15 protein-coding genes and 1 pseudogene are annotated in these 15,264 nt (G+C 63.2%); 13 read left to right on the forward strand and 3 right to left on the reverse strand.

Annotated features, from left to right (window positions below):
- Positions 1–27 precede the first annotated feature (27 nt).
- The gene (locus PMI40_RS00310; RefSeq protein WP_008110928.1) at positions 28–903 is read right to left on the reverse strand and encodes a PhzF family phenazine biosynthesis protein; all 876 of its coding nucleotides are present in this window, start codon (positions 901–903) and stop codon (positions 28–30) included.
- Between the two features lie 271 nt (positions 904–1,174).
- On the opposite strand from PMI40_RS00310, the gene PMI40_RS00315 reads away from it, so the two are divergent.
- The 11 genes and pseudogenes from PMI40_RS00315 to PMI40_RS00365 all read left to right on the forward strand — a co-directional run bounded on the left by PMI40_RS00315 (position 1,175) and on the right by PMI40_RS00365 (position 12,600).
- Positions 1,175–1,786 (forward strand): XRE family transcriptional regulator, encoded by a 612-nt coding sequence (locus PMI40_RS00315; protein WP_157221404.1) that lies wholly within the window; start codon positions 1,175–1,177, stop codon positions 1,784–1,786.
- Between the two features lie 23 nt (positions 1,787–1,809).
- Positions 1,810–2,475, forward strand: coding sequence for an amino acid ABC transporter permease (locus PMI40_RS00320; RefSeq protein WP_008110932.1), 666 nt, complete (start codon positions 1,810–1,812; stop codon positions 2,473–2,475).
- A gap of 15 nt (positions 2,476–2,490) precedes the next feature.
- Positions 2,491–3,249, forward strand: coding sequence for an amino acid ABC transporter ATP-binding protein (locus tag PMI40_RS00325; protein WP_008110934.1), 759 nt, complete (start codon positions 2,491–2,493; stop codon positions 3,247–3,249).
- A gap of 24 nt (positions 3,250–3,273) precedes the next feature.
- Positions 3,274–4,101 carry an ABC transporter substrate-binding protein gene (locus tag PMI40_RS00330; protein ID WP_008110936.1) on the forward strand — a complete coding sequence of 276 codons (828 nt, stop codon included), beginning with the start codon at positions 3,274–3,276 and terminating at the stop codon, positions 4,099–4,101.
- A 39-nt stretch (positions 4,102–4,140) separates the two neighbouring features.
- Positions 4,141–5,220 carry an arginase family protein gene (locus tag PMI40_RS00335; protein WP_202949692.1) on the forward strand — a complete coding sequence of 360 codons (1,080 nt, stop codon included), beginning with the start codon at positions 4,141–4,143 and terminating at the stop codon, positions 5,218–5,220.
- A 1-nt stretch (position 5,221) separates the two neighbouring features.
- Positions 5,222–6,445, forward strand: a complete 1,224-nt coding sequence (locus tag PMI40_RS00340) for a M20 family metallo-hydrolase (RefSeq protein WP_008110941.1) — start codon at positions 5,222–5,224, stop codon at positions 6,443–6,445.
- A gap of 58 nt (positions 6,446–6,503) precedes the next feature.
- Positions 6,504–7,159, forward strand: a pseudogene (locus tag PMI40_RS00345) (class II aldolase/adducin family protein).
- Positions 7,160–7,529: 370 nt separating this feature from the next.
- A complete protein-coding gene (locus tag PMI40_RS00350) occupies positions 7,530–8,246 on the forward strand; it encodes a YitT family protein (protein WP_008110948.1) in 717 nt (238 codons plus the stop codon).
- A gap of 450 nt (positions 8,247–8,696) precedes the next feature.
- Entirely contained in the window at positions 8,697–9,263 is a 567-nt protein-coding gene (locus tag PMI40_RS00355; protein ID WP_008110951.1) for an FxDxF family PEP-CTERM protein, read from the forward strand.
- A gap of 457 nt (positions 9,264–9,720) precedes the next feature.
- Positions 9,721–10,437: a hypothetical protein gene (locus PMI40_RS00360; protein ID WP_008110952.1), complete on the forward strand. Its 717-nt coding sequence runs from the start codon at positions 9,721–9,723 to the stop codon at positions 10,435–10,437.
- A 51-nt stretch (positions 10,438–10,488) separates the two neighbouring features.
- Positions 10,489–12,600 (forward strand): TonB-dependent siderophore receptor, encoded by a 2,112-nt coding sequence (locus tag PMI40_RS00365; protein WP_008110954.1) that lies wholly within the window; start codon positions 10,489–10,491, stop codon positions 12,598–12,600.
- Between the two features lie 89 nt (positions 12,601–12,689).
- Here the strand turns inward: PMI40_RS00365 and PMI40_RS00370 are convergent, their stop codons facing one another.
- Both PMI40_RS00370 and PMI40_RS23585 read right to left on the reverse strand, forming a co-directional pair.
- On the reverse strand, positions 12,690–13,631 hold the full coding sequence (locus PMI40_RS00370) for a DNA/RNA non-specific endonuclease (protein ID WP_008110955.1): 942 nt from the start codon (positions 13,629–13,631) through the stop codon (positions 12,690–12,692).
- A 39-nt stretch (positions 13,632–13,670) separates the two neighbouring features.
- Positions 13,671–13,943: a hypothetical protein gene (locus PMI40_RS23585; RefSeq protein ID WP_157221405.1), complete on the reverse strand. Its 273-nt coding sequence runs from the start codon at positions 13,941–13,943 to the stop codon at positions 13,671–13,673.
- On the opposite strand from PMI40_RS23585, the gene PMI40_RS24495 reads away from it, so the two are divergent.
- Positions 13,942–14,070, forward strand: coding sequence for a hypothetical protein (locus PMI40_RS24495; RefSeq protein ID WP_008110957.1), 129 nt, complete (start codon positions 13,942–13,944; stop codon positions 14,068–14,070). The genes PMI40_RS23585 and PMI40_RS24495 overlap by 2 nt on opposite strands.
- Positions 14,071–14,290: 220 nt before the next feature.
- Positions 14,291–15,142: a hypothetical protein gene (locus PMI40_RS00375; RefSeq protein ID WP_008110959.1), complete on the forward strand. Its 852-nt coding sequence runs from the start codon at positions 14,291–14,293 to the stop codon at positions 15,140–15,142.
- The last annotated feature ends 122 nt before the right edge of the window (positions 15,143–15,264 follow it).

A 15,264-nucleotide genomic window follows, 5' to 3' on the forward strand; every position in this document is an offset into this window, starting at 1 on the left:
CAGGCCCGCTGCCCACTATAACAGTATCTAGGCGAGCTCGACGCAACCGCCCAGATAACACCCCGGTGGGGTGCCGCTACCGGCATGGTCCTGCGCAAAGCGCACGTGGATGTCGGACGGGCAGCCCATGGCGCGCCCCTGGTGCATCAGCAGCGGGCCGGCATCGGCCGCCGCCAGGCCGTAGTGCAGCAGGCCGAAGGCGAGGGCGGCGGCGGCAATGCCGGTGGCGGCATCCTCCGGGTAGCCGGAAGACTTCGGGAACTGGCGGGCGTCGAATTTGCGGGCCTGGCCCGGATCGGCGGCAAACGGATACAGGCCGGTCGAATCGATCCGCTCGCACAGCCGTTCGATGGCCGCCGGATCGGGGCGGGCGGCGTCGAGCACGGCCGGGCTGCGCAGCGGGACCAGTGTCTTGACGCGACTGGTACTGGCGTTCAGGAACGGCAGCGCAAGTGCATCGGCCGGCTGCAAGCCCATCGCAGCGAGGATGTCGGCGCGCAACTGCGGCTGTGGCATCTCGACCACGGTGGCGCCGGGCTGCGAGATCTCGACCGATATCCCGTCTTCCGGATTGCCGCTCACCATGGCCCGCACCGTGCCGCTCATGGTCTGGATGGCCACGCGGTCCGACTTCAGCAGGCCTCGCCTGGCCAGCAGCCACACGGCACCGATGGTGGCATGGCCGCACATGCTCATCTCATGACGCGGTACGAAGAAGCGCAGGCGCAGGTCATGCCGGCTGGCATCGTCGGGCGCCAGCACGAAGCCGCTTTCATGGCCATGGGTGCGGGCGATGGCCAGCATGTCGTCGTCCGGCAAGCCGTCGGCGCAGAGGACGATGGGGGCGGGATTGCCGCCGCCGACGGCGGAGGTGAAGACCTTGACCACTTCGATATGGGGCATGGCGGATGCTCGGATGAGGGTTCGATAGAGCGCCACAGTGTGAGGCCGGGCGTATGCCGGTGCGCACGCGATCAGGCCATGCGCGGCCATTTTCGGGCCTTGATGCCGGATCACCGGTGCACCATCAGGTGCGGGCGGTTCACCAAAGTTGGTCGGCGCGCCCCGTTTACTGGCGCTGCAGGTGCCGGCGCGACCGAAAATGCCGCGAATCGACTGGCATGCAATTTGCTGTCTATGCAAAAAGAAGCTTTCGTATTGGAAAGTGACTTGCATGGAGAGGCGAGCCGCGATGTCGATGGAAAAGGAAAATCAACTGAATGCCGAATTCGAGGCCGATGCCCTGCAGCTGGGCGCCCGGCTGCGCCACGCCAGGCGCCTGAGGAACCTCACCCTCAAGGAATGCGCCGATACCGCCGGGTGTTCCGAGGGCCAGCTGTCGAAAGTGGAGCGTGGCGTATCGGCCCCCTCGCTGGCGCTGTTGCACCGCCTGGCGCACCTGTACGCAAGCAACGTCTCGGAATTGCTGGGCAAGACCGCGCCCAACAGCTCGCCGGTGCTGTTGCGGGGCAGCCGGCCGACCTTCGGCCGCAACCATGCCGACATCAGCCTGGAACGCATGGACCATGCGGCGCCGGGCTCGCTGCTGCAGGCGCATATCCACATCATCCCGGTCGGGGCCAAGAGCGATGGCCTCATCGAGCACGTGGGCGAGGAGGTCGGCTATGTGCTGGAGGGCACCGTGAAGCTCACCATCGGTGGCGAGACCTATGTGCTGACGGTCGGTGACGGCTTTCACTTTCCCAGCCAGATGCCGCACGGCTACGAGAACATCGGCGCCGACGTCGCCCGCATCTATTGGGTCAACACGCCCGCAACGTTTTAACCGCAATCGTCCAGGAGCACACGGTGGAATACAACTGGCAGTTTCATTTGCTATCTCAATATTGGCCGGTCTTCGTCAACGGCGCGCTGGTGACCCTGCAGATCACCTTCACCGCCACCGTCATCGGCCTGGTCATCGGGCTTCCGGTAGGCATCGCGCGCCAGTCCGATACCGGGGTGCTGCGCTGGATCGCCACCATCTATGTGGAAGCGATCCGCTCGACGCCGGCACTGGTCCAGATCGTCTGGGTCTATTACTGTTTTCCGGTGCTGTTCGATGTGCAGCTGGGCGCCAAGACGGCCATCATCCTGACGCTGGGCGTCCACAGCGGCGCCTATATCGCCGAGATCGTGCGGGCCGGCGTCGAAGGCGTCGACAAGGGGCAGATGATGGCCGCGCGTTCCATCGGCATGCCGCACCTGATGTCGCTGCGCCGGATCATCCTGCCCCAGGCGATCCAGCGCATGATCCCGCCGTTCATCAACGAGTTCGCGAACCTGATGAAGCTCTCCACGCTGGGCTCCACCATCGCCGTCTACGAGCTGCTGCAGGAATCGAACAACCTCATCGCCCAGACCTATCGTCCGCTGGAGGTCTACACCTTCCTCGCGATCGTCTTTTTCGTGATCACCTTTCCCTGGATCTTCCTCTCGCGCCAGCTCGAGAAGAAGATCAAGAAGAACGCCTGATTCCAAGGAGCCTGCATGCTGTCCGTCAAATCCCTCGGCAAGTCCTACGACAAGCTGCGCGTCCTCAACGACATCAACCTCGAGATCAACACCAAGGATGTGGTGGCACTGATCGGACCCAGCGGGTCCGGCAAGAGCACCTTGCTCAAGTGCCTCAATTTCCTGGAACCCTACGACCAGGGAGAGGTGTTCTTCAATGGCGAACTGGTCGGGTATTCGAGCGCCGACGGAGCCAGGCGCAAGCTGGCTTCGCAGGCACAGGTCAATCGCATGCGTACCCGCATGGGCATGGTGTTCCAGAACTTCAACCTGTTTCCGCACATGACGCTGCTGCAGAACGTCATGGAGGGACCGGTGCAGGTACTGAAGAAGTCGCGCGACGAAGCCCGGCAGACGGCGGAGGCCATTCTCAAGCGTGTCGGCCTGGGCGACAAGCTCGATGTACGTCCCACCCGGCTGTCGGGCGGACAGCAACAGCGCGCCGCCATTGCGCGCTCGCTGGCGATGAAGCCGCAACTGATGCTGTTCGACGAGCCGACTTCGGCGCTGGACCCGGAACTGGTCAATGAAGTGCTGGCCGTGATGGGCGACCTGGCCCGCGACGGCATGACGATGGTCATCGTCACCCACGAGATGTCCTTTGCCAGGGAAGTCGCTGGCAGGGTGGTGTTCATGGAGGGCGGCTATGTAGTGGAAGAGGGGCCGCCCGAACAGATTTTCACCTCACCCACAAATGCGCGCACGCAATCGTTTCTGTCCCGCGTTCTTCGATAACAACACCTACGTCAAGGAATTGTCATGTTCAAAAAATTCGCGTCCCTGGTCCTGGCCGTTGCCGTGCTCGGCTCCACTCTCTGCGCCCCGGCCCATGCCGCCGGCGAACTCGATGCCATCACCAAACGCGGCGAGCTGCGCATCGGCTACATTCCGTCGCCGCCGGGCACCAACAAGGACCCGGCCACGGGCGAGCTGACCGGCTTCTATGTCGAGATCGCCAAGAGCCTGGCTGCACAGATGAACGTCAAGCCGGTGTTTGTCGAAACCACCTGGGCCAATTTCGTGGCCGGCCTGCAGGCCAAGCAATTCGACATGTCCATCGGTGCCACCTTCGCCACCGTCAAGCGGGCGATGGCGGTCGACTTCTCGACGCCGCTGTTCTATCTGGGCAGCGTGGCCGTGGTCAAGGCCAACGACAATCGTTTCAAGACGCCGGCCGACATGAACAAGCCCGAGATCAAGATCGCGGTGGTGCAGGGCACGGCGGCCGAGGACTGGGTGCGCCAGACCATGCCCAACGCCAAGGTCACCTCGCTGGCCGGCGGCAACCTGACCGCCGGCTTCATGGAAGTCGCGGCGGGCCGGGTCGATGCCAGCTTCGAAGACTCGTTCACCGCTGGCCGCTTCGTCGAACAGCAGCCCTCGACCAAGGTCATCTTCGGCGACAAGCCGGTGTTCTTCCTGCCCATCGCCTGGACCGTCAAGAAGGGCAACACCGAATTGCAGGAAGTCATCAGCATCTCGATCCGCAACCTGATCCTGTCGAACCAGATGAATACGCTGGTGGGCAAGTATCTCAAGGGCGGCCGCTATCTCGACACGCCCAACCTGACCGAGTTTCCCAAGTAAGCACGTCGTGAATCCTTGTACCCGAATTGAAAAAGGTAGATGAAGATGCCCTCATATCCAAGTTGGGAACAGACCCTGGCAGGCAAGCACTGGCGAACCGTCCATTTTCCCCGCATCCGCGAAGATACGCCGACCTTCCTGGGGGTGCCTTACGCGCTGGACGAAAGCGACCTGCAAGGTGCGGACGTGGTGATCATCGGTGCGCCCTTCGCGGCCGGCTGGGGCAAGAAGTACAGCGGTGTCGACAAGGCCGAATGGCTGGCGGCGACCACCCGGGTGCGCCAGCAATCGATCCGCTATCGCGGCGGCTACGTCCAGGAGCTCGACATCGATGTCTTCGAGCACCTCAAGGTGGTCGACTACGGCGATATCCCGATCCCGCTCGAAGCCAGCTACGAGGGCACGGTGGAGCGCATCCTGGCGGCCCAGGACATGGTCGAGGAGCGCGTCAGGCAGGCCCTCGACGCAGGCGCCATCCCGATCGTCATCGGCCAGAATTCGCCGGTGGCATCCTATGCCGTGGGGCGCCCCGTGGCCCAGCATTTCAAGGGCCCGATCGGGATGGTCAGTCTGGATACGCACTGGGATGCCTGGCCCTACGACTGGGCCACCAAGAACGATCGCATTGCCGGTTCCACCAACTGGAAGGACAAGCTGTTTCGCGATTGCCAGAACTATGGCATGCAGAACCTGGTGGAAATCGGCGAACGCGGCATGCTGGAGGACCCGGCGACGGTGCGCCGCTTCGTCAACGGCGGCTGCTGCTTCATGCCGATGTGGAAGATTCGCACCGAGCTCGGCATCGAAGGCGTCATCAGGAACCTGGACCAGGCCTACCGGGGCACCGACGCCGTCTATGCCCACTTCGACATGGATGTGCTGGGTGGCGCCGGTCCTACCGATGGCGACATCCTCGGCGAGCTGGCCGAGCCCATGGGCATGACCGACTACGAGGCCATCCGCATCGCCTACGAGACCGGCAAGCGGGGCTGCGCCGGCCTGTCCTTCCTGTGCATTCCACCCGGCTCGGCGGTGATGTACCGGGTCATCGTCTATTGCCTGACCTACTTCATGGCCGGCATTGCCGAGCGCAAGCGCGGCCAGAACGGTGGAGCATGACATGCTGGTGATCGACCAAGACCGGGTGCTCGCCTCGCTGCAGGCGCTGGCCCGGTTCGGCGCGCAGGGCCGGGGCGTCAATCGGCCTGCGCTGTCGCGCCCGGACATGCAGGCCAGGCAATGGCTGGCCGCCGAGATGAGCGACGCAGGGCTGGCCGTTACCATCGACGCGGTCGGCAACGTGTTCGGCAGATCGCGCGCGGCGCGGGCCCTGCTGCTCGGTTCGCACTGCGACAGCGTGCCCACCGGCGGCTGGCTCGATGGCGCGCTCGGCGTCATCTACGGCATCGAGGCGGCACGCGCGATGGGCCAGCAGTATCCGGATGCCGAGGTCGGCATCGACGTGGTGGCCTTCGCCGACGAAGAGGGGCGTTACCTGAGTTGCCTGGGAAGCAAATGGTTCTGCGGCGAGCTGGGCGCGCACGATCTGGCGGCGCTGAAGTTCGATGGCGTGTCGTTCCCCGAGGCTGCGCGCGATATCGGGCTGCATCCGGATATCGGCGCGCTGCTGGATCCGGCGCGCCATGTGGGGTATGTCGAGGCCCACATCGAGCAGGGGCCGCGCCTGGACGATGGCCAGCTCGACCTGGGCATCGTCACCGGCATTGCCGGCATGCGGCGCTTCGGCGTCAGCTTCGCCGGCCAGGCCGACCACGCCGGCACCACGCCCATGGCGCTGCGCCGGGACGCCGGCATGGCCGCGCTCGATTTTGCCGTTGCGCTGCGCGACCGTTTCGTTGCACTGCGGGCGCCGGATGCGGTGTGGAACTTCGGCGCCATCAGCTTCTTCCCCGGGGTTGCCAACGTGGTACCGAAAGAGGCGCAATTGACGGTGGAAATCCGTGACCTCGATGTGCAGCACCTCGATGCGATGCAGGCCTGCCTGGAGCAGCTGGTCCGGCAGGACGATTACCGCGCAGGCGTGCGCATCGCCTGCACGTTGACCGGCAACCTGGCGCCGGCACGGATGGACCCGGCGTTGACGCAATTGCTGGCCACCGCCAGCGCACGAGGCAGCAGCAAGATCATGCGCATGCACAGTGGCGCCATCCACGACGCCATGGTCATGTCGCGCTACCTGCCGTCGGCGATGTTGTTCGTGCCCAGTATCGGCGGGCGCAGTCACGACGCCATCGAAGATACCGCTGAGCGTCACCTGCGACTGGGCGCCAAGGTATTCGCCGACGCCGCCTACGCGATGACACAAGGCGCCGGTCGTGAGTGAACTGCCGCCGCAGTATCGGCAACAGCAGGCCCGGATCGACCTGGCGGCGCTGTACCGGATGGTTGCGCATTTCAGGATGACCGACCTGGTCGATACGCACATCTCGTTGCGCGTGCCGGGCCAGGACCACCACTTCCTGATCAATGCCTATGGCGTGCAGTTCCAGCAGATGGCGCCGGGCGACCTGGTGAAGATCGATCCCGAAGGGCAATTGGTCGGGCCTGATCGAACACGACGCGTCAACGTCGCCGGCTTCGTGATCCACTCGGCGATTCACATGGCGCGGCACGACCTGCAATGCGTCATCCACACGCCTACCCCGGACGGGATCGCGGTCGCCTGCATGGAGCAGGGCTTGCTGCCCTCAGCCAGCACGCGCTGAAGTTCTATCGACGCATTGGCTACCATGAATATGAAGGTATCGCGCTCGATACCGGTGAGCGCCAACGCCTGGTCGCCAACCTGGGCATTCACCAGGCGATGATCTTGCGCAATCACGGCTTGCTGGTGGCTGGACGCACCCTCGCGGAGGCGTTCCTGAACCTGATGTACCTCGAGCGCGCCTGCCAGATCCAGGTCAAGGCCATGGCGACCGGCCAGGCGCTCCACTTTCCAAGCCCCGAAGTGTGCGAGAAGACGGCACGCCAGTACGAACAATGCGAAGGCCTGGAGCACGCCAGCTTCGTATGGGATGCGATGCTGAAACTACTTTAGTAAAGCGCTGGTGTTGCTGGCGTGAACATGCCCGGGCAAGCGGGAGTCGATGGGCAGCTTGGTCTGAATTATTTCCAGATGGCAATTTTTCCTTGCGCCTGCAGGCGATCGGGACTCATCGTTGGGGTAGGGCATCGCCCCTCGGTGCGGCGATGCAGCTGGATATGTCTTTGTTGGCAAGTTGGCATGCGGGATAGCACGGATTAACGACAGTCGATATTTTTTTAGCGACGTCCGGGCTGGTCGGCAGGAAATCGAATAAAAAATAAATGTATACTTGCAGCAAATCGAATTGCCTCGACTGTCACTTAGCCACAAGCAAACCTGACATGCCGGCGGCTTCTTCCCCGGATTACCTTCAAGGGAAACCATGTACTTCCGCAGTCAGCGCCCTTCCGCGGGCGATCCACTGGATGTGTCACGTGCCGCCCTGAGCGACCCGGGCGTGTCGCATCGCACCGCAACGAATCCTTCCGAATCATCCGTGCGCGCCCAACTGGTTCCCCATAATGCCTGGGACGACCTGTACGGCCTTTACCTGGGCGTGCTGTTCGCGGCGATGGGCATCTCGCTGCTGGCCAAGGCTGGACTGATCACCGGCGGCATCGCCGGCATGGCCTTGCTGACGTCGTCGCTCACGGGGTGGGCGCCGGCGCCCCTGGTGCCGCTGATCAATATCCCGTTCATCGTTTTCAGTTTCCTGGTCATGGGGCGGGTCTTCGCGTCCAAGAGCATCGTGGTCAGCATTGCCATCGGCAGCGTGGTCGCCGGCATTGCCCGATGGCTGGACGTATCGAGCATCGGGACCGGGTTTGCCGCCATCGCCGGCGGCACTTTCCTGGGCATGGGCATCCTGTGCCTGGCCCGACATAATGCATCGATGGGGGGCACCGGTGCGGTGGCGCTATGGATCCAGCGGCGCTATCGCATCAACGCCGGCATCAGCCAGCTGGCGTTCGACCTGGCCTTGTTCGCGTTGGCGGCGACCTCCTTGCCTGTCGGCAAATTGCTATGGTCCATCCTTGGCACCGTGGCCATGAACGGCATGCTGATCGTCTGGCATAAGCCGGGCCGTTATCGGGCCTAGGGCCTGGCATCGGCCGCTGTCCGGCTGTTGCGCTGTCTGCGCCAGGCATCGCAGCGCTGTGCGCTAGCGCTCAAGCCGGCCGCATGCCCATCGATTACCCGCGGTCCATTCGTGACGGGCGAGCTCAAGCTGCTTAACCAATCCCTAACACCGAATGCCGGCGTCGTCCGTGCGCTTGCGCGCATGGCAGCCATGTTGGAAAAGCACGACGCGCATCGCGGTCGAGCGGATTCCTTCACATCGGTGTGGGGTAGCGCACGGTACTTTCGCGACGACTGGGGCAACCTTCATTCGGGCGCGAAATGACGGCATGACAGCAGATTCGATCGAGCATCATTCGATTCGGCATAAGTGCATTTTCAGGAAGTGACCGTTTGAATCCGCGCCGCATCCGAAGCCTCCAGTGAATTTCCATTCAGCGATCAAATTCAACTTTCAAAAGGTTCCTCCGTGAAAAAGCACATTCTCAACTCCCTCGTCCTGGTATCGGCACTGGCCTCATGCGCAGCGGCAAACGCGGCAACCGATATCAACAACACGTCGGCGCTCGTCTTCAACAACAACACCACGCCCATCGGAGCAACTTATGGGCTTTCCGACGCAGGCAAGTCCTTTACGGAGAACTTCACTTTCAGCACCCCGGGAATGTTCGGCTTTACCGGGGCGATCATCTCGATCACGCTCGGAACGCTGGCAGGCGTGAGCCTGAGCGCCTTTACCCTGACCGGTAACGGCGTCACCTCCACCGGTACCTTGACCTCGAGCGCAGGCCTGCAGACATGGACCCTGATCGCCCCGAACCTCAGCCTGGGCAATTACACCCTGGCCGCAGTGGGCAACGTAAGCGGGACAGGAGGCGGCAGTTTCGGCGGCAATGTCAATATTGCAGCGGTTCCCGAGGCATCGACTACTGCCATGATGATGGGCGGCCTGGCGTTGGTAGGGTTCTTCGCTGCCCGTCGCCGTCGCTCGGCCAACGGCAAGGCCGGGACGCCTGGTAACTTGATGGCTGCGTGACCGACAACGCGGGTATCTTCCGCCCGATGAAGAACTGCCCGTTCGACGGGCAGTTTTTTTTGAGATGGCCGAAGAGGGCCTGGCCGATCCATTGGCGATTGCAGCTCGCCATGCCGGCCGATCGCCCGGTGCCGACGGCGAGCATCCGGAAACGTTTTTTTGCCTGTGTTCGATAGCGAACATGCAATAGTCGACGAATGCTTTATGGTGCCTTCATCGCAGTTCCGCTTTCCCCCCCTCCGGCGCCAGCCGGATTCAAGCCCCTCACCTTCCTGCCTCGGGTCGAGGGGCTTTTTTTCGTGTGCGTGCCGCCCATCCCAGCGCATCACGAACGCCGCTTCTCCAGCATTTCATCTTTTTTCGCAAATCCGGTTCCCTTTCCTGAATCTCGCTTGGCAATAGAGGTATCGGGCCAGTTTCTTCCGCCATTGGCCCCTGTTCTTGCTTCGAGGGATTCATGAAACCGTTCAAATTCTTCATGACGCTGCTGCTGGCGTCGCTATTGCTGGTGGCCAACGTGTTTGCCGCCGAGTCCCAGGCCGTCGTGTCGGGAGCCTCCAAGAGGGTGCTGCTGGTCGTGCGCATGGAAGGCAAGAGCCTGCCTGTCGACCAGAAGATACAGCAGCACCTGGCCGCGCGTGGCTATGTCGTCACGCTGCACAGCCAGTACGCCGCAGTCGATGCCGCGCGCGATACCGACCTGGTGATCCTGTCGTCTACCGTCAGATCGCGCGATCTGCTGGGCGCCTACCGTCAGGTGAGCGTACCCATGCTCACCTGGGAGAGCGACCTGCTCGATGACCTCGGGATGACCGCCAAGCGCGTCGATATCGATTTCGGCAAGGTCGAAAAAGAACGTTACGTGTGGCTCGTCAATGCGCCTCACCCATTGGCAGCCGGGCTACCGGCGGGCGTGGCCAACGTCTACGAGAAGCCTGCCGGGATGAATTGGGGCAAGCCCGGCCTGGGCGCGGCCACCATCGCCACGGTATATGGGCAACCGGATAAGGCCGTCATCTTCGGCTACGAGAAGGGGGCCACGATGGACTACGAATCGCTGGCGCCGGCACGCCGCGTCATGTTCTTCCTCGATAACGAGACCTTCACCAATCTGTCCGCTTCCGGGCTCAAGCTGTTCGACGCCGCCGTCGATTGGGCCATGGGATCGCACTGATCGCGCCCCATTGTCAATGACACCCCTTTGTAACATCCACTGGATTTCCCAATGACCATCAAATTATTCCCCCGCAAGAAGCAGGTGCTGCTCGGCATTTCGTTGATGTCCACCGCCATGCCCATGCCGGCCTGGGCGCAAGCGACCACTCCAGCCGAAACCGGACTGGCGCCGATCCAGGTCCTGGGTGAGAAAAAGCCGGACAACGAGCGCGACTACACCGCACGCAGCGCCCCCAGCGTGCTGCGCTCGGAGGCGCCCTTGTTCGAGACTGCGCAATCGATCACCGTGATCACCGGCAAGCAGATCGAAGAGAGGCAGGCGAAGACGGTGGCCGAAGCCCTGGACGGGGTGGCCGGGGTCACCGCCGGCGCCTATGGTCGGCGCGGCTGGGACGACTTCATGATCCGCGGCCAGATCTCGTCGGCGCAGACCTATGTCGATGGCCTGCGGACCCAGAATTCCACCAATGTCCTGCGCGCCGAGGATATCTTTGGCCTGGGTTCGATCGAGGTCGTCAAGGGGCCGACATCGGTGGGCTTTGGCATGGCACTGCCCGGCGGCCTGGTCAACCTGAGCACCAAGCGCCCCCAGGCCGACACCTTCTTCAACGCCGGCCTGAGCTATGGCAGCTATGCCCAGAAGGACGCGACGGTGGATCTGAACGTCGCCCCCAAGGGCAGCAGCAAAGGCGCGTTCCGCCTGCTGGCCCACGTTGCGGACCAGGACGACCCGACCGACCATGTGTACTTCAAGAGCCAGTATGTGGCGGGTTCATACAACTTCGACCTGGGTGCCAGCGATGAGCTGTCGGTCATCGCCAGCTACCAGCACCGCGAGTACATCCGCAACCAGGGCGTGCCGTTGAACTGGTCCGAGAAATACGGACGTAGCATCTTCGTGGGCGAACCGGACCGTCCCTACAAGGTGGATGTGATGCGGGTAGGAAGCAACTACACGCATTATTTCGACAACGGCTGGATCTTCAGGCAGAACCTGGCGGTCACCAAGGGCAGCAGCTGGACCAATTCGGTGTTCGCTGCCGGCGCGGCGCGGTTTCCGCTGGTCGCTCGCCAGATCAACAACCAGGACAAGCGTGACGTGAATGTCACGCTGGATAACTACCTGCAGCGCAGTTTCGATCTCGGCCGGGTCAAGTACGATCTCGTCACCGGTCTCGACACCATGCGCGAGCGCAGCGATTACTACCAGCGCACCGACAATATCAATGCGCTCAATGCGGATACCCTGGTCTACGGCGTCACCTCGATCCGGCCCGGCACGCCGGCCCGCGACGTGACCACCACGCAGGATGTCGGCCTGTACCTGCGCAATACCATCAAGATCGACAACCGCTGGATCATCGGCCTGTCCGGGCGTCATGACTGGGCGCGGGTGAACGTGCAGCACCGGCTGGGCGGCGCCGACGCGACCAACTCGAATACGGCATTCACCGGTAGTGCTTCGTTGATGTATCGCATCAACGACAACTTCGCCCCCTATGCCAGCTATTCGACCTCGTTCATGCCGGGCACCGACCTCGGGGCCAATGGCACGCTGTTGAAGCCCGAGACCGGCAAGCAGACCGAAGTCGGCATGAAATTCCAGGGCTTCGAGCAACGCCTGCAAGGCTATCTTGCCGCCTATGACCTGCGGCGCCAGAACGTGACCGAGGCCGACGCCACCCTGGGCTACTCGGTCCAGACGGGCGAACAGGTCACCAAGGGTTTCGAAGTGGAAACCACGGCCGCGCTGACCAGGCAATGGAATGTATCGGCGTCGTATAGCTACATTCCGTTCGCCAAGACCACCGCCAGCCTGGCGACGAGCGATATCGGCAAGCGCATCAACCTGGTTCCCAGGAACGCCGTGGGCCTGTTCACCCAGTACTACCTGAGCGCCGACAGGATGGGCTGGAACATGGGCGCCGGCGCACGCTACCAGAGCGCCCGCACGTCGCAACGGGCGGCCAACTACGTCGCGCTGGCGGGACATACGGTATTTGACGTCAATACCGGATACGAGGCAGAGTCCTGGGGCGTGAACCTGAGCATCAAGAACCTGTTCGACAAGGAGTACATCCAGGGCACGACCCCGGCGGCGACGCTGATCACCTTCGGCAGCCCGCGCACCTTCCTGCTGACTGCCAAGTTCAAGTACTGAGCCGGCCTGCCTGCGTGCCCCGGTGGCCTGGGCGGGGGCACGCTACGGGGTGCGCTGTTCCATCGGCTGGCAAGGCCCCACGAATACCTTCAAAGGCCTCCGAAGACTTGCGCCTGACTGCCAGCACCTTGGGGCGCCAGCAACTGCAGGCCGGTGCGCCGTACGAACTCCGCATATCGCAGCGGTGGCCCGGCCCGGGTATCGGATCGGTTGGCCTGTATATGCGCCCATGACCTTGCGCTCCCCGGATCATAGACCAGCTTGAACAGGTGGCTGGGAACGGCCACCCGCCCGTGGCCTATATGGGAAGTGGCGCCATCGAACAGCGGCCCGGTGTAGACGAAGACATCACCCTGGGCCCGCATCACGTATTTGCGCGTGTCCTGCTCGAGGCGCGACCAGGCGCCGGCGTTGTGTACCTGGTCCTGCGGCACCATGTTGGCCAGCGAGAAGCTTTGCGCCATCGCCCCGGGCGTGGTCATGTCGGCCGCGGGCGCCATGTGCCCGCGCGCGTAGCCAGATCCCTTATAGTCCTCCAGCTCGGCGCGCTCGCTGCGCGGCAGGCGGGCTTCCGGATAGAACCTGTCGGTGCGGTGCTGTTTCCTGGCCTGCAGCAGGGTGGCCCGGTTCAGGCGTTCGACCACCAGCAGCGGCGTCCTGGTCTGGGCGTCGTACAGTACCGCGAAGGCATCGAAACAGAGCTCGCGCAGGTGCTCGCCTGCGGGCAGTCGGGGCGCCTGGCCGCCAGGGAAGAACTGTGGGCAGCGGGTAAAGCGGGTAACGGTGTCGCCGCCATCGACGTGCGCCGGCGGCGGCTCGTAGGCGCCGGGCCAGTCGATCCGGGAAAGGATGGACGAGTCCCGCAGCGCATCGGGCAGTCGTGCATTGAGCACGCAACTGGCGATGCCGAAGACGACGATAGTGGTGCTGGTAAAGGAAACCAGGAAGCGCCGCAGCGCCCCCGGAGATTTTTTCCTGCTCTTGGACCTGGATCGTTTGCGAGGTGCGGTGGTTTTTTGTCTGGTTGCCATGCTGCCCGAATGGTAGCTTGCAAGCCTGGCCTTTGCCACTCACTTTTTACTGACGAACGATGATCGGGGCGGCGATATCGTGTCGCTGCGTGGCGACGACGTCTGGCGGCAAGTCGGCGCAGGATGATTGTTGCGTTGGCCGGTCGGGATATCGACCGCATGGTTCGATCGGTATGCGTCTGCGCTCGCCACGGTGTTGCCGGCGCCGCAATGTTTCAGTTGTAATGTGGTGGCCCGGTGCTGCAACACGATTGAAGCCCAGCCGGTGCAAGATGGCTCCATACCAACTGCATTGACGAAGGAGAACATCATGCGAATCGCCGTTTTCATTGGAATGATGACACTGGCCTTCGAGGCCCATGCCGGTCGCGGCGGCGCGATGTTGATGAAGGACCTGACCCGCCTGTTCAGCCACCTGTTTCATCAGTGGGTAGGCTGATCGTCATGGCTCGATCAGCACGCGACGGGATTCCTTATAGAATACAGAGGACGTTTTCGCCGAATGGAACCATGCCGGTTTAAACCGGCGTTACCGGACGACCGTCTTCGTCGTGCTGGCCGAGGCCGAGAGCTTCTCGGCGCAGCGCGCCGCTTGTCGCTGTCGTCGGCCGCCGTCACCGGCTCCATCGCCACGCTGGAAAAACGCCTGGAAACGAGACATGAAACGCAAACTGCATCTGCTGGTGATCGATCCGCAAAACGATTTCTGCGACCTGCCCGACGCCTACCTGCCCGGCGACCCCGCGCTCAAGCCCTCCCTGCCGGTGGCCGGTGCCCACGCCGACCTGCAGCGGGTGGCGCGGCTGATCGATGAAGGTGGCGCGGGCTTGTCGGCCATCAGCATCACCCTCGATTCGCATCACCGACTCGACATTGCCCACCCGGGCTTCTGGCGCCAGGGCGATGGCGGCGCGGTAGCGGCATTTACCCAGATCGTGGCGGCCGACGTGCGGCGCGGTGCTTATCTGCCGCGCGACCGGCAAGCCTTGCCGCGCACGCTGGCCTACCTGGATGCCCTGGAGGCCGCGCAACGTTACCGGTTGATGGTGTGGCCGGTGCACTGCGAGATCGGCAGCTGGGGCGGGGCGGTGCATGCCGACGTACGTGCCGCCTATAACCGCTGGGAAGAAGCGGGCTTGCGCAGCGTCGCCAAGCTGGCCAAGGGCAGCAATCCCTGGACCGAGCACTATTCGGCCTTGAAGGCCGAAGTGCCGGATGCCAGCGACCCCGGCACCCAGCTCAACGGCCGCTTCCTCGATGACCTGGCGCAGGCCGATACGGTCTACATTACCGGCCAGGCCGCCAGCCATTGCGTGCGGGCCACCACCGAAGACATGGTCGACAATCTCGATGCTGCGAGCCGGGCGCGCCTGGTGCTGGTGACCGATTGCATGAGCCCGGTGGCCGGGTTCGAGGCTCAATCCCGGCAGTTCATCGACGCCATGGCCGCAGCCGGGGTGCGCCTCGCGCGTGCGCACGAGGTGCTGGCCGAGTTGCATGCCAACGCCTGACGCGGCGACCGCCCTGGCGCCGATCCTGATCATCGAGCCGCGCGGTCAACTTCCATAGATGGCGTCTTATGTTGTATAAGCATTCGACTATGAATGTACATTTTCAATAAACACTTCAAAGT

The organism is Herbaspirillum sp. YR522 (assembly GCF_000282575.1).
GTDB lineage: Bacteria > Pseudomonadota > Gammaproteobacteria > Burkholderiales > Burkholderiaceae_D > Herbaspirillum.